At 38.7% G+C, this 16,096-nt stretch carries 13 protein-coding genes; 12 read left to right on the forward strand and 1 reads right to left on the reverse strand.

Features of this window, described 5'->3' with window-relative positions:
- Nucleotides 1-23: 23 nt before the first annotated feature.
- The 7 genes from RNZ46_RS07915 to RNZ46_RS07945 all read left to right on the forward strand — a co-directional run bounded on the left by RNZ46_RS07915 (nt 24) and on the right by RNZ46_RS07945 (nt 10,396).
- Complete coding sequence (locus RNZ46_RS07915) at nt 24-1,397, forward strand: glucoamylase family protein (RefSeq protein ID WP_316984841.1); 1,374 nt, start codon at nt 24-26, stop codon at nt 1,395-1,397.
- A gap of 2 nt (nt 1,398-1,399) precedes the next feature.
- Nucleotides 1,400-2,761, forward strand: coding sequence for a glucoamylase family protein (locus tag RNZ46_RS07920; RefSeq protein WP_316984842.1), 1,362 nt, complete (start codon nt 1,400-1,402; stop codon nt 2,759-2,761).
- Nucleotides 2,762-2,775: 14 nt separating this feature from the next.
- Nucleotides 2,776-3,567 (forward strand): carboxylesterase family protein, encoded by a 792-nt coding sequence (locus RNZ46_RS07925; protein ID WP_316984843.1) that lies wholly within the window; start codon nt 2,776-2,778, stop codon nt 3,565-3,567.
- 6 nt (nt 3,568-3,573) lie between these two features.
- Entirely contained in the window at nt 3,574-5,829 is a 2,256-nt protein-coding gene (locus RNZ46_RS07930) for a glycoside hydrolase family 3 N-terminal domain-containing protein (protein ID WP_316984844.1), read from the forward strand.
- A 112-nt stretch (nt 5,830-5,941) separates the two neighbouring features.
- Nucleotides 5,942-6,823: an alpha/beta hydrolase gene (locus RNZ46_RS07935; RefSeq protein WP_316984845.1), complete on the forward strand. Its 882-nt coding sequence runs from the start codon at nt 5,942-5,944 to the stop codon at nt 6,821-6,823.
- Nucleotides 6,823-8,490 carry a sulfatase family protein gene (locus tag RNZ46_RS07940; RefSeq protein ID WP_316984846.1) on the forward strand — a complete coding sequence of 556 codons (1,668 nt, stop codon included), beginning with the start codon at nt 6,823-6,825 and terminating at the stop codon, nt 8,488-8,490. The genes RNZ46_RS07935 and RNZ46_RS07940 overlap by 1 nt, the downstream gene beginning before the upstream one ends.
- Nucleotides 8,491-8,533: 43 nt before the next feature.
- Complete coding sequence (locus tag RNZ46_RS07945; RefSeq protein WP_316984847.1) at nt 8,534-10,396, forward strand: family 43 glycosylhydrolase; 1,863 nt, start codon at nt 8,534-8,536, stop codon at nt 10,394-10,396.
- 6 nt (nt 10,397-10,402) lie between these two features.
- On the opposite strand, the gene RNZ46_RS07950 is transcribed toward RNZ46_RS07945, so the two are convergent.
- Nucleotides 10,403-11,500, reverse strand: coding sequence for a formylglycine-generating enzyme family protein (locus RNZ46_RS07950; RefSeq protein WP_316984848.1), 1,098 nt, complete (start codon nt 11,498-11,500; stop codon nt 10,403-10,405).
- A 382-nt stretch (nt 11,501-11,882) separates the two neighbouring features.
- Here RNZ46_RS07950 and RNZ46_RS07955 point away from each other — a divergent pair, with 382 nt between their 5' ends.
- The 5 genes from RNZ46_RS07955 (at nt 11,883) to RNZ46_RS07975 (ending at nt 16,020) form a co-directional block, all read left to right on the forward strand.
- Nucleotides 11,883-12,740 (forward strand): YicC/YloC family endoribonuclease, encoded by an 858-nt coding sequence (locus RNZ46_RS07955; protein WP_316984849.1) that lies wholly within the window; start codon nt 11,883-11,885, stop codon nt 12,738-12,740.
- A 77-nt stretch (nt 12,741-12,817) separates the two neighbouring features.
- Entirely contained in the window at nt 12,818-13,405 is a 588-nt protein-coding gene (gene gmk, locus RNZ46_RS07960; protein WP_316984850.1) for a guanylate kinase, read from the forward strand.
- A 72-nt stretch (nt 13,406-13,477) separates the two neighbouring features.
- Complete coding sequence (gene nadD / locus RNZ46_RS07965; protein WP_316984851.1) at nt 13,478-14,056, forward strand: nicotinate (nicotinamide) nucleotide adenylyltransferase; 579 nt, start codon at nt 13,478-13,480, stop codon at nt 14,054-14,056.
- 222 nt (nt 14,057-14,278) lie between these two features.
- On the forward strand, nt 14,279-15,016 hold the full coding sequence (locus tag RNZ46_RS07970) for a lysophospholipid acyltransferase family protein (RefSeq protein WP_316984852.1): 738 nt from the start codon (nt 14,279-14,281) through the stop codon (nt 15,014-15,016).
- An 11-nt stretch (nt 15,017-15,027) separates the two neighbouring features.
- On the forward strand, nt 15,028-16,020 hold the full coding sequence (locus RNZ46_RS07975) for an acyl-ACP desaturase (protein ID WP_316984853.1): 993 nt from the start codon (nt 15,028-15,030) through the stop codon (nt 16,018-16,020).
- Nucleotides 16,021-16,096 lie beyond the last annotated feature (76 nt).

The following is a 16,096-nucleotide window of genomic DNA, read 5'->3' on the forward strand; positions in this document are numbered from 1 at the left end:
CTAAAATTAATGAACACATTTCTATGACCTTTTTTCGTAAAAACATTACTTTTCTAATATCTTTTTTGCTGTTGTTTTTCAGCTTCAGTTGCAAAAACAACAACAAAAACGTTGAAACGACAACTACTTCGGTAAACAATATATGGTTAGATGACGACGCTTTGTTAGACACGATTCAAAAGCAAACCATCAATTATTTTTGGGAAGGCGCAGAACCCAATTCCGGTCTCGCCCGCGAGCGTTTGCATATTGACGGTGTTTACCCAACATCGCCCAAACACACTGTTACAACTGGCGGAAGTGGCTTTGGCCTAATGGCCATATTGGTAGGTGTTGAAAGAGGGTATATTGCCAAGGAAGAGGCCTTTTTACGATTTGAGAAAATAGTAGATTTTCTTGAAAAAGCAGATCGATTCCACGGCGCATGGCCACATTGGTTGGATGGACAAACGGGTAAAGCAATGCCATTCAGTAAAAAAGACAATGGCGGCGATTTGGTTGAAACCGCATTTTTGGTACAAGGTCTGCTCACGGTAGCCGAATATTTTAAAGATGGCAATAAAAAAGAACAGGTCCTTGTTGCCAAAATCGATAAACTTTGGCGCGAAGTAGAATGGGATTGGTACACCAAAAACGGCGAAGATGTGCTGTATTGGCATTGGTCTCCAGAATTTGGTTGGGAGATGGATTTTCCAGTTGGCGGCTACAACGAATGTTTAATCATGTATGTTTTGGCGGCCTCATCGCCAACGCATCCTATAGAACCCTCGGTTTATCATAAAGGATGGGCTAAAAATGGTGACATTGTATCAAACGAAAAATTTTACGACGAAGATTTGATTCTAAATTATTACGAGCACAACAAAGCTCCTGTTGGCCCCATGTTTTGGGCACATTATTCTTATTTGGGGTTAAATCCAAAAGGGCTATCGGATAAGTATGCTGATTATTGGAACCTGGTGCAAAATCAAGCTAAAATCCATTATAAATACGCGGTCGATAATCCTAAAAATTATAAGGGTTATGGAGATAGCTTATGGGGACTAACCTCAAGCTATTCGGTAAAAGGCTACAAAGGACACAGACCTGGTAACGACTTTGGGGTTATCTCGCCAACGGCGGCTTTATCGTCGTTCCCCTATACGCCTAAAGAAAGTATGCAAATGCTAAAAAAAATGTACAAAGACCACGATTCCTTAATAGGAAAATATGGCCCTTACGATGCCTTTAGCTTAGAGCACAATTGGTATTTGCCGCGTTATTTGGCCATAGACCAAGGCCCAATTCCGGTAATGATAGAAAATTACCGCTCCGAGATGCTATGGGATTTATTTATGAAAAATACTGATGTCCAATCTGGGCTCGATAAACTCGGATTCAAATATAACAAACCATGAAGATGAGGTCTTGGTGCATAATATTTTTTATTTTGATATTATCCTGTGCAGGGAATGACGGCCCAGGGTATCAAGAACCTTATGACCCTAATGACGACGACCCTGTAGTTGAAAAACTAACAGATACCGAAATGATGGATCTGGTACAAAAAGAAACCTTTAAGTACTTTTGGGATTTTGCCGAAACAAATTCTGGTGCGGCTAGAGAGCGCTACCATCCCAAAGAACCCACATTAAATCAGAATGTTGTAACTACTGGCGGTACGGGTTTTGGTTTGATGAGTATTTTGGTGGGTATTGAAAGAGGCTATATTACCAACGCAGAAGGCGTTGCAAGGCTGAATAAAATATTGGGTTTTTTTGAAACCGCCGACCGTTTTCACGGCGCGTGGCCACACTGGATTAATGGAACCAACGGAAACGTTATTCCGTTTAGTACCAAAGATGACGGCGGCGACCTGGTGGAAACCGCTTTTTTTGCACAAGGATTGGTGTGCGTAAAAGAGTATTTTAAAAACGGAACAACTGAAGAAAAAGCACTGGCCGATAAAGCCGATGCTTTATGGAAAGGCATCGAATGGGATTGGTACACACAAAACCAAAAGGCTTTGTTTTGGCACTGGAGCCCGAATTATGGGTTTGACATCAATTTAAAACTTCGCGGCTATAACGAAGTACTTATTACCTATATATTGGCAGCAGCGTCACCGGATTACAGCATTACCAAAACCGATTATGAAGACGGGTGGGCAAATAACGGTGGCATTGTGTCTTCGGCTTCGCAATACGGTATTCCTTTAGTATTAAATCACGCTGGCGGTTCTAATTTTGGTGGCCCCTTGTTTTTTAGCCATTATTCCTTTTTGGGTTTAAACCCTAAAAACTTAAGCGATCAATACGGTAATTATTGGAATCTTGTTGTGAATCATACTAAAATCAATCGTCAATATTGCATTACCAATCCTAAAAACTATGTAGATTACGGCGCAGACTGTTGGGGTTTAACGGCAAGTTACTCCAGAAATGCCGATGGCTCTAGAGGCTATTCAGCGCACAGTCCATCAAACGATAAAGGTGTTATGTCACCAACGGCAGCCATAAGTTCGATACCCTATACACCGGCAGAATCTTTAGAAGTTATGCATTATCTTTATCAGAACAAAGATAAATTATTGGGGCCGGCAGGTTTTTACGATGCCTTTAGTCCGCATTATAATTTTTGGGTGACCGATACCTATTTAGCTATCGACCAAGGCCCACAAATTATTATGATTGAAAACCACAGAACAGGATTGCTGTGGAATTTATTTATGCAAAACACCGATGTGAAAAACGGACTGGATAAACTAGGATTTAATTATTAAAACATAAAGACATAATGGGTAAACATTCAAAAAACATTTTAATATTAATTTTTATTGGAGCAACAAATATGTTGACTGCACAACATGAGGCTATGTATTCAAAAGAACTTTATATCAGTCAATCTGATACCTTGCAATATCGCATGATGATGCCAAAGGACTTTGACGATTCCAAGCAATATCCAATCATATTATTTCTTCATGGAGCTGGTGAGCGCGGAAGCGATAATAAGGCACAATTGGTGCATGGCAGTAAATTGTTTGCTTCCGATGAAAACAGAGAAAAATTTCCGGCTATCGTAATTTTTCCGCAATGCCCTAAAAACAGTTATTGGGCAAACGCCCGAATAGATAGGTCCACAAACCCATTAAAAATTGAATTCCCATTAGATATCGAACCCACAAAACCGCTCAACTTGGTTATGCAATTGATGGACGAGATAAGCGCGAAACCCTACGTAAATAAAAACAAAATTTACATTGGTGGCTTGTCTATGGGCGGTATGGGTACTTTCGAAATGGTTTACCGAAAACCACAATTTTTTGCCGCAGCAATTAGTATTTGCGGTGCCGGAAACCCCGAAGCTACCAAAGCTTATGCCAAAACAACACCGTTTTGGGTGTTTCATGGCGCCAACGATAATGTTGTAAATCCACTGGCCTCGGTTAATATGGTTGAAGGCATGCTTAAAAACGGCGGCAAACCAAATTTTACTTTATACGCTAACGATAATCATAATAGTTGGGATTCAGCCTTTGCTGAACCTCAATTTTTACCTTGGCTTTTTTCAAATATAAAACAGTAACGAATAATGAAAACACTAACCAAAACAATGCTTTTTATAGGAATCATTTCTTTGTTCCTTTTAGGATGCAATACTTCAGAAGACAAAAAAAACAATTCAACTACAGAAACCGTATTTGACGCTAAGGTCGATTCTTTAATGAGCTTAATGACTTTACAAGAAAAAGTCGGTCAAATGGTTATGTACAGTGGTAGTGGCGCAATTACGGGACCAACGGTAAATACAAATTTCAGAACCTATATTAAAGAAGCCAATGTGGGTGCGATGCTGAATGTATATTCGGCAAAAGCCACAAGAGATTTACAAAAACTGGCAGTTGAAAATACCCGTTTGGGCATTCCGTTGTTGTTTGGCTACGATGTCATCCACGGTTTTAAAACCATATTTCCCATCAATTTAGGATTGGCTGCCAGTTGGGATTTAGAGGATATTGAAAAAGGTTCGCGCATTGCCGCCGAAGAAGCTTCGGCCGTTGGGATCCATTGGACCTTTGCACCCATGGTTGATATCGCCAGAGACCCACGTTGGGGGCGCATTTCAGAAGGCATGGGAGAAGATGTGTACTTAGCAAGCAAGATAACTAGGGCTTATGTTAGGGGTTTTCAGGGTGACGATCTTTCCAAAACCAACACCATTTTGGCCTGTGCAAAGCACTTTGTAGGCTATGGCGCAGCCCAAGCCGGAAGGGATTATCATACGGTAAATATGGGAGAGGAAGAGCTTAGAAATGTTTATTTGCCGCCTTTTAAAGCCGCTGTTGATGAAGGCGTAGAAACCTTTATGACGGCTTTTAACGAAATTAACGGCGTTCCTGCAACGGCAAATAAATTCATTTTTAATGATATTTTGAGAGACGAATGGGGTTTTAACGGATTTGTAGTAACCGATTATACGGCCATTAATGAGTTGGTGCCACACGGTTTTGCCAAAGATGAAAAACACGCCACAAAGTTGGCCATTGAAGCGGGCATAGACCAAGATATGATGAGTAGTGCAAACAGACTTTATTTAGAGGAATTGGTTAATGAAGGCGAAGTGGATGTTGCATTGGTAAACGAAGCTTGCCGAAGAATTCTGTTGGCAAAATTTAAATTGGGCTTGTTTGACGACCCTTATAAATATTGTGATGAGCAACGTGAAAAAGAAACCATTTATAAGCCCGAGTTTTTAGAAGCGGCGAGACATTCGGCGGCCATATCGTCGGTGTTGCTTAAAAATGATGAAAAAGCGTTACCATTAACGTCAGAAAAAACAATAGCCTTAATCGGCCCTTTAGCAAAAGACAAAGAAAATATTTTAGGTAATTGGGGGGCAGCAGGCGACCGCAGAGGAAAAGCCATAAGTGTACATCAAGGCATTCAAGAGTATGTTGCCGATGCTAAAATAAACTATGCCAAAGGTTGCGAAATTGAAGGTGATGACGAAAGCGGATTTAACGAGGCCGTTAATGTGGCAAGACAATCAGATATCGTGGTGATGGTTATGGGCGAGGATTACGATATGAGTGGTGAAGCCGCCAGCAGGACCAACATCAAACTACCCGGTAGCCAAACCAAATTGATAAAGCGTATTCGCGAAGCTGTTCCAAACAAAAAAATCGTGTTGGTTTTAATGAATGGCCGTCCACTAGATTTATCAGAAGAAGATACCTTGGCCGATGCCATTTTAGAAACTTGGTTCCCAGGCACTATGGGTGGTAACGGTGTAGCCGATGTGTTGTTTGGTACATACAACCCATCGGGGAAACTAACCGTAACCTTTCCTAGGAATGTGGGGCAAGTGCCCATTTATTATAATATGAAAAATACGGGCAGACCCATTCCTGCAAACAATCCAAAAGAAGATTACAAATCCAATTACTTAGATGTGCCAAATACACCGCTTTACCCTTTTGGGCACGGATTGAGTTATACCACTTTTGAGTATTCAAATTTTAAAATGTCGACGGAAACTATAGGTTTTTCAGACACTTTAAAGGCATCGGCAACCATTACAAATACAGGTGATTACGATGGGCACGAAGTGGTGCAGCTTTACGTTCACGATAAAGTGGGAAGCATAACCAGACCAGTAAAAGAACTTAAAGGCTTCGAAAAAATATTCCTTAAAAAAGGAGAAAGTAAAACAGTAAGTTTTGATGTAACTGCTGAAGATTTAAAATTTTTCAACCACGAAAAATTTACGGTAGAGCCCGGTGAATTTGAAATTGCCATTAAAGGCTCTTCGGATTTCGATTTTGAACACACATTCACTTTAGAATGATTAATAGCAACTAAATCCACAAGGTTTTATTGGAAATCTTGTGGGTTTTAAATTGAGTTTTATACCAAAGGAAACACAAATGAGACAACCACACCTAAAATACAAACTTTTCATGCTATTATTTAGCATAATCAGTTTTCTGTGGTCTCAAAACAAAATCACGTACACCTACGCCATTAAAGGTACAGATACTTTAAAACTGGATGTTCATAGTCCTGAAAATGTTAAACCAAATGATAGTTTACCCGTGTTACTTTGGATGCACGGTGGCGGTTTTTCAGGCGGCACCAGAGACAATAAACATCACGAGCAAAAGCTGGCTGAATATGTTACCACAAAAGGCTATATAGGCATTTCAATATCGTACAGGTTGTTGCGAAAAGGCACCGAGACCGGTTTTGGTTGCGATTGCCCCAAAACCGATAAACTGGAAACTTTTAAGCAAGCGGCCATAGATTATTTGGATGCGGCAAAGTTTATTTTAGATAACAAAAAGAAACTACAAGTTGACTCCTCAAAAATCATAGCAGGTGGCAGTAGTGCTGGTGCGGAAGGCATATTGAACGCAGTATATATGAAATCATTTTTTGTAGATGAATTAGAGGATTATAAAGACGTTAATTTTGCGGGTGTTTTTTCGTTAGCTGGCGCGATGGTAAACGCTGAGTATATTTCTAAGCACAATGCACTACCAACAGTTTTATTCCACGGAACAGACGATAATTTAGTCCCCTTTGGAAGTGCTCCACATCATTATTGCACCCCAGAAAAACCAGGGTATTTATTGTTGGATGGCTCTGAAGCCATTGCTCAAAAATTAGATGATTTAGGAGTGTCATATTATTTTCATAAAGTTATTGGTGGCAGACACGAATTATCGTCCATTCCGTTTGATGAACTGGATGCAGTTTTTGAATTTTTCGGTAAAACCGTGTTGCAGGATGAAATCATTCAAACCAAAAAAATAATTACTAAAAAATCAAACCAAAACTAATGCAGAGAATCCTATTATTTGTGCTTATTGTTATTGCTTTTCAGTCATGTAAAAATGAAAAAAAAGACGAGGCTATTGAAACCGCAAAACAGCGTCCTAATATTGTTTTCATTATGGCAGACGATCATGCAACGCAAGCCATAAGTGCTTACGGGCACCCCATCAGTCAATTGGCACCAACACCGAATATTGATAGGATTGCCAACGAAGGTGCCATTTTTAAAAATAATTTCTGCACCAATTCTATATGTGGCCCAAGTCGTGCTGTAATTCTCACCGGAAAACACAGTCATGTTAACGGGTTTAGAATGAACGGAAACCGTTTTGATGGCAGCCAGCAAACCTATCCAAAGCTCTTGCAAAAAGCGGGTTATAAAACCGCCATGTTTGGCAAATGGCATTTACACGGCGAGCCGGAAGGCTTTGATTATTGGAACATATTACAAGACCAAGGTAATTATTACAACCCTAATTTTATTTCCGTAAATCCTAAAACCAAAAAAGTAGATACTACGATGGTTCAAGGGTATGCCACCGATATTGTTACTGAAGATGCGCTGCGCTATTTAGATAAAATTAAAAACGATGAGCAACCATTTATGCTCATGGTACAGCACAAAGCGCCGCACAGAAATTGGATGCCTGCGTTGCGCCATGTTAATAAATACGATGCGGTTACCTTTCCAGTTCCCGACACTTATTTTACAAATCATGAAGGCTCAACGGCCTCAAAAGAGCAGTATCAAACCATTTATAGGGATATGTACGAAGGCCACGATTTAAAAATGACCAAGAAAAAAGGTAGCCCAGAATTGGCACACAATCCGTGGAAAACAGATTTTGACCGTATGACAACCGAACAACGTGAAGCATGGGACAAGGCCTATCAGCCAAAAAACGATGCGTTTCACGACGCCAATTTATCGGGGAAAGAATTGGATTTATGGAAGCTACAACGCTATCTGCAAGATTATTTGGCTACCATTGCCGCAGTTGATGAAGGTGTTGGAAAAATTTTGGATTACTTAAAAGCAAATAATTTAGAAGACAATACCATTGTAGTTTACACCACCGACCAAGGATTTTATTTAGGTGAAAAAGGCTGGTTCGATAAACGTTTTATGTACGAAGAATCCTTGGCAATGCCTATGTTAATGAAATATCCGAAGCTTATAAAACCGGGAACCGAAGTTACGGCATTAACACAAAACCTTGATTTTGCCCAAACTTTTTTAGATTTTGCACAAGTGGATATTCCAGAAGATATGCAAGGAAAATCTTTAAAGCCATTATTGATCAACGCTGTTGAAGATGTCGATTTTAGAGATGCTGTATACTACCACTACTATGATTTTCCTGCCTTTCACATGGTTAAAAAGATGTACGGAATAAGAACCGATCGCTTTAAGTTGATTCACGTTTATGATGATATTGACGAATGGGAGCTGTACGATTTAAGAGAAGACCCATCGGAAACCAATAACGTTATCGATGATGAAATTTATAGCGAAATTGAACATATTTTGCGACAGCGATTAGCTGAACTACAAGAGCAGTATCAAGTTACCGAAAAAGAATTTGAACGCGCCAGTCCGGAAGCCATCAAACGCGCCTATAAAGGTTTTGAACGATTAAGAGGCCAGCCTATGACAGCTTATGAGCATTAATTTTTAAATGATTAAAACCCGTCAGGTCTAAAAAAATATTCCCATGAAATTATTAAAAAAATCAAATATAATTGTGTGTTTAATAAGTTTGGTTTGTTTTCAATCTTGTAAAGAAGCTACATCAAATCCAGAAAAAACCCTCGAAAATCAAACATCAAAATCATCAAAAGAAACCCTTAAAACTTATTGTAATCCTTTGGATATAGACTACACCTATATGGTTTACAATTCAAGCAAAAACAAATCGTATCGTTCAGGAGCTGACCCCGCTGTTATTGAGTTTCGGGGCGAATATTATATGTTCGTTACACGTTCCTTTGGCTATTGGCATTCCCAAGATCTTGTAGACTGGAAGTTTATAAAACCAAAGCAATGGTTTTTTGAAGGAAGCAATGCACCTACGGCATTCAATTACAAAGATTCGCTGGTTTACTTTGCAGGAAATCCTGCTGGTTATGGGAGTATTCTTTATACAGACGACCCGAAAAAGGGAACTTGGACACCAACTGCTTCCATTTCTAAAAACATTCAGGATTCGGAATTATTTATTGATGATGACGGCAAAACATATCTCTATTGGGGCTCATCAAACGTGCACCCAATCCGCGTAAAAATGCTGAATAAAGACGACCGTTTTTTGGAAACTGGCGTGAGAAAAGAATTGATTAACCTTAATGAAGAAGAACACGGATGGGAACGATTTGGCGAAAACAATTTCCACCCAACTTTAAAGGAAGGTTACATGGAAGGGGCATCCATGACAAAGCACAACGGGAAATACTATTTGCAATATGCCGCTCCGGGAACGCAGTTTAATGTGTATGCCGATGGTGCCTATGTTGGAGACACGCCACTTGGTCCTTTTAGGTATATGAAAAATAACCCCATGAGTTTTAAACCAGGTGGATTTACCAATGGTGCGGGACATGGCATTACTGTAAAACAAACCAATGGGCAGTACTGGCATTTTGCTACTATGGCGCTGGCGTCTAATGCGCAATGGGAACGTCGTTTATGTATGTTTCCAACCTATTTTGATGATGAAGGGTTGATGTATTCCATTACCGATTATGGAGACTACCCAAGGTATGCGCCCAATCACCCCACAAAAGCAGGTCAACATAATGGTTGGATGTTATTGTCGTATAAAGGAAATGTTACGGTGTCGTCGTCGTTAATGCAAATTATGAAATTTACGTCTAATGATGATGACGTAAAAATAACGGAATTACCTACTGAAAAAGATGCCGAAGGGCATATTACATCCAAAGTTTTAACCGATGAAAATCCGAAAACATTTTGGGTGGCTGAGGCTAATAACGACAAACAATGGATTACTATTGAAATGAAAAAACCCGGGAACATCCACGCTATTCAACTAAATTTTCATGACCACGAATCGGGAATTTACACGCGCGTAGAAGGATTGAAACATCGTTTTACTATTGAAACTTCCGAGGATGGTGAAAATTGGCAAAAGGTAGTAGACAGAAGCAAAAGCAACATAGATGCGCCTAACGCCTATATTGTTTTAGAAAAACCCGTTAATGCGAAGTATGTACGTTATAACAACGTTGAAGTACCCGGTGCAAACTTTGCTATGTCCGAGATTAGAGTCTTCGGATTGGGTTTAGGCGAAAAACCAGCTGAGGTTAAAGGCTTTGAAATTAAAAGGCAAAAAGACCGTAGAGATGCCTCATTTTCATGGGATCCTGTTAACGGCGCACAAGGCTATAACATCCGTTGGGGCATTGCTCCAAACAAACTTTACCAGTCGTGGCAGATTTACGATACCAATGAACATTTTATGCGTAATTTAGACCGAGATACCCCTTATTATTTTACGATTGAAGCATTCAACGAAAACGGAATTTCAGAAAGAAGTGAGGTGTTGTTTATAGAATAAAAATGTCTATTCACTCGTCAACATTTCTGGTGTTACCACCGTTCTAAACCCAATATGTTCTGATGAAGAGTCTGTACTCGATCCCATTTTAGATGAAATTCTGTAACTGGCGCAATAGGTGTAACTACATAAAAAAGAACCGCCTTTTATAATTTTTTCCTGCACATACGGGTTGTTGGGATTGTAAGCTTCAGTTGCACCTTTAGGATTGATTGCTGGTGTATTTTTCGAAGCTAATTCCTTATAATAATTTACGTTGTACCAATCGTTGGTCCACTCCCAAACATTGCCGGCCATATCGTACAATCCAAAGTCGTTTTCTGGATACGATTTTACGGGTGCCGTTCTTTCAAAACCATCTTCTAAGGTATTGAACACAGGAAATTCGCCTTCCCAAGTATTGGCTTTTTCAGGGAGTAAACCTACATCATCGCCCCAAAAATAAGTGGTGTTTTCTTTGTTCCCTCTGGCGGCATATTCCCACTCTGCTTCGGTTGGCAGGCGTTTTCCTGCCCATTTGCAATAGGCTTGCGCATCTTCAAAAGAAATATGGGTTACGGGATAATTTTCTTTTCCTTCAATAGAAGAGTCTACTCCACTTGGGTGTTTCCAATTCACGCCAATCACCCAGCGCCACCACTGTGAAAAATCGTATAAATTAGGCACCGATGTTTTGGTTTTTTTAAACATTAAAGACCCCGGTTGCAAAATGGTATCGTGTGGCTTGGGTGTGCCTTCGGGCAATTGCTTTTTCATGTCTTCCCAATCAATGTCCCTTTCAGCTGTGGTAATGTAACCGGTGGCCTCTACAAATTTTGAAAATTGGGCGTTTGTGACTTCGGTGATATCCATAAAAAACCCATCTAAGCGCACTTCGTGTTGTGGTTTTTCGTGCAACATGGCTATATCGTCATGCGCAACAGCACCCTGTAAAAAAGTACCTCCCGGAATCCAAACCATTCCTGTTGGTGGATGGTTGATTAAACTATCCAATGTGCTTTCGCTTAAAATGTTATTGTTGCTTTCAAGCGTTTCTTTCTTTTGATTTTTACAACTAAAAAAAGCTAAAAAACAAACAATAAAGCAAATTAAAGGGGTTTTCATTGGAGATCGGTATCAAATTGATTGTAAAAATATTAATTTACTTTAAACCCGTTGTGCATTTTGAATGAAAATAATTTCAATATGTCAGTTCGAGTGATTTTGAGGAATGAAAAATTGTATCGAGAACCCATAGATGGTTCAAAAAATTCTTGTTCTCGATACTAATTTCACTCATTTCTATCGTAAAATTCACTCGAATTGACAGAATTCTGCCAAAATGCACAACAGGTTGCTTTCACTAAATCTCTATGCTTATGCTAAAAGTCTCCACTTTACAAATCCGTAGAAAAATGAAGTTTTATGAAACCAAACTAATTGTAAGCAATACATTTTCTAAACCTTAGCTTTTACTTACCTTTGCACAACTCAATATATTTTGAATATGATACATTCAATGACAGGTTACGGAAAATCTGTATTACAATTACCAACCAAAAAAATTACGATAGAGCTTAAATCTTTAAACAGTAAAAATTTAGATTTAAATGCCAGAATGCCTTCAATTTACAGAGAAAAAGAACTGGCCATAAGAAAGCTTCTCGCCAAAAAATTAGAGCGCGGTAAAATAGATTTTTCAATTTATGTTGAAACCACAGCTGAGGATACGTCAACACAAATTAACGTGCCTGTTGTAAAACAGTACATCAATCAATTAAAAAAAGTGGTTGATGGTGATGATATGGATTTGCTAAAAATGGCAGTTCGTTTTCCGGATGCTTTAAACACCATTCGCGAGGAAATTGACGAAACCGAATGGCAATTAATTCTTACTGAAATCCATACCGCCATAGAAAACTTAACAAGTTACCGCTTATCTGAGGGTAAGGTTTTAGAGCAAGATTTTAATAATCGTATCGTTACCATTGCCGATTTATTGGAGCAGGTTATAGCCATGGATCCTGATAGAATTGATGGGGTTCGCGAGCGCTTAACAAAGGGTATTGAAGAGTTAAAAGAGAAATACGACGAAAATCGTTTTGAGCAAGAACTCGTTTACTACATTGAAAAATTTGATATTACCGAAGAGAAAGTACGCTTAAAAAACCATTTAGATTATTTTGCTGAAAGTTTAAATTCAAAAGATTCAAACGGAAAAAAATTGGGCTTTATAAGTCAAGAAATGGGCAGGGAAATAAACACCATTGGCTCAAAAAGTAATTATGCGCCCATGCAACAATTGGTGGTGCAAATGAAAGATGAATTGGAGAAAATTAAAGAACAATTACTGAATGTGCTTTAAAAGAAGCCTATTAAGAAAACAAATGTCACACTGAGCGTATTCGAAGTACTTTCGAAGCGTTCTTAAAAAGTATAAACTTGGTTCAAAACAAAAAAAACAAAGGTAAACTCATCGTATTTTCGGCGCCATCGGGCTCTGGTAAAACAACCATTGTAAGGCACTTATTGGGGATTAAAGACCTAAATTTGGAATTCTCGGTATCGGCAACGTCGCGAACCAAACGCGGTACGGAAATCGACACCAAAGACTATTATTTTTTATCCGCCAAAGAATTTAAAAACAAAATTAAAAACGACGAGTTTTTAGAGTGGGAAGAAGTGTATCGCGATAATTTTTACGGCACTTTAAAAACTGAGGTTGAGCGTATTTGGGCCAAAGGGAAACACGTTATATTCGATATCGATGTTTCGGGTGGATTGCGTATAAAACGCAAATTCCCCGATGAAACCTTGGCCGTTTTTGTAAAGCCGCCAAGTATCGATGAGCTTAAAATCAGATTAAAAAAACGCAAAACCGAAAGCGACGATAAAATAAATATGCGCATCGCAAAGGCTTCGGCAGAATTGGCTACGGCGCCTCTGTTTGATGTGATTATTGAAAACGATAATTTGGAAAATGCACTTAAAGAAGCCGAGACTTTAATAAGTGATTTTGTGTCCCAATAGCTATCGGGACTTAAAAAGACCTTTCAGGATTTTGATAACCTGACAGGTCTAAAAATAATTGAAATTATAAACATGAAAATCGGCTTATATTTTGGTTCTTTTAACCCCATACACATTGGGCATTTGGTGATTGCAAACCATTTGGTAGAGCATAGCGATTTGGATCAAATATGGTTTGTGGTGACACCCCACAATCCGTTTAAAAAAAAGAGTAGCCTATTAGATAATTACCAACGTTTGGAAATGGTTTATCGCGCCACCAAAGACTATCCAAAACTGCAACCCAGCGATATAGAATTTAACTTGCCACAACCTAATTACACTATAAATACGCTGGTTTATTTACAAGAAAAACACCCAGATTATAAGTTTTCGCTAATTATGGGCGAAGACAATTTAAAGAGTTTCCACAAGTGGAAAAACTACGAATTGATACTCGAAAACCATCATATTTACGTGTACCCAAGACTTTCAAAAGGGCATGTTGAAACACAGTTCGATAATCATAAAAAAATACATCATATCGATGCGCCCATAATGGAACTCTCGTCTACCTTTATTCGCAGTGCCATTAAAGCGGGCAAAAACATTCAACCTATGTTGCCACAACATGTTTGGGAATATTTGGATGAAATGAATTTTTATAAATAATCCGATAATTTGTCAGGTTGAGCGCTCCCGATAGTTATCTGTATAAAATCTATAATAACCATCCTTTATCAATACCTTTCGATTCAGTTCAATTTGAAATCATAAATATCATTTCTATCTTTTAATTCAGAATGGATTTTAATCGAATTTTCGTCTTATTTTTTCAACAAATAACATCGGTTTTCCTATATATTAAAACTAAGTTTTTATGTATTTTTGGGCATGCTTAAACTCTTATCATACCCTTTAACGGTTATTTATTTAGTCTTTTTTTTATTGACGTTACTGGTGTTCCATCCCATACAATGGTTTTGTTTTAATGTTTTTGGATACCAAGCGCATAAAAAAAGTGTTGATTGTTTACAATTTTGTCTTATGCGCTGCATAAATATTTTAGGCACGCGTTTTAGCTTTAATAATCCACATTATATTGATACCAATCAGCCTTTAATCATTGTAGCAAACCACCAAAGTATGTACGATATATCGCCCATTATGTGGTACATGCGAAAACACCATCCTAAGTTTATAAGTAAAATAGAATTGGGGAAAGGCATACCCAGTGTGTCGTATAATTTGCGCCATGGTGGGTCGGTTTTAATCGATAGAAAGAACCCGCGCCAATCTTTACCCGCCATCATGAAATTTGGCGAGTATATTGAAAAAAACAAACGTGCTGCCGTTATTTTCCCCGAAGGTACACGCAGTAAAAACGGCGAACCAAAACCATTTCAGACCAAAGGATTGGAAATACTATTTAAAAAAATACCATCGGCCATGGTGGTTCCTATTTCCATAAATAACTCCTGGAAAACCTTGCGCTACGGTAAATTTCCTATGGGATTAGGCACGCATATTACTTTTACCGTGCATAAGCCTATAAAAGTTAGTACCTTTACAGATAAGCAAGCGCTTATACATAGTGTTGAAACCACTATAAAAGAACATATTCACCCTTAAAAATAAAAACGATGTCTGCGAAAAATGTGAGATTAGAGGTAATGCAGTTTTTAGAAAAAGACGTAGAATCTCTAATAGAAAAATACCTGATTCCAATAGAAAAAATATGGCAACCCACAGATTTTTTACCAAACTCTGAGGGGAACAATTTTTTTGAGGAAGTTACAGAAATACGAGAATTGTCAAAAGAATTACCCTATGATTTTTGGGTGGTTTTAGTAGGCGATATGATTACCGAAGAAGCCTTACCAACCTACGAATCGTGGCTCATGGATGTTGAAGGTGTTAAACAACAAGATAGAGAAAACGCTTGGGCAAAATGGGTACGCCATTGGACCGGTGAAGAAAACCGCCACGGCGATGTGCTTAACAAATACCTGTACCTTTCAGGAAGGGTAAACATGCGCGAAATTGAAAAAACCACACAGTATTTAATTGCCGATGGTTTTGATATTGGCACCGATAGAGACCCATATAAAAACTTTGTTTATACCAGTTTTCAGGAGTTGGCCACTTATGTGTCGCACAACCGTGTGGCAAAACTCGCCAAAGAAAAAGGGAATAAGCAATTGGCTAAAATGTGTAAGATTATTTCGGGCGACGAGATGCGTCACCACCATGCGTATTCTGAATTTGTGGAGCGTATTTTTAAAGTCGATCCCAGCCAAATGATGCTAGCATTTCATTATATGATGAAACAAAAAATTACGATGCCCGCGCATTTTTTAAGAGAATCGGGAGATAAAATAAGTACCGCTTTCGAAGAGTTTTCAAATACCGCGCAACGTATTGGCGTGTACACCTCAAGAGATTATGTTGATATTTTGCAAAAACTAATCGATCGCTGGGAAATCGATAAAATCACCAACCTCACCGACGAAGCCGAAAAAGCCAGGGATTACCTCATGAAACTCCCAAACAGAATGCTACGTTTAGCCGACCGCATTAAAATCCCTGAAAATTCTTATGAGTTTAAATGGGTGGAGCCTGCGGTTGCTAAATAGTGATTTTTTATTAAACTCTTAAATCAAAGGCTATCTAAAAAGTCTTTTAAAGTTGAGTGCTTCGACTGCGCTCAAG

This window comes from Hwangdonia lutea (assembly GCF_032814565.1).
GTDB classification, from domain to species: domain Bacteria; phylum Bacteroidota; class Bacteroidia; order Flavobacteriales; family Flavobacteriaceae; genus Hwangdonia; species Hwangdonia lutea.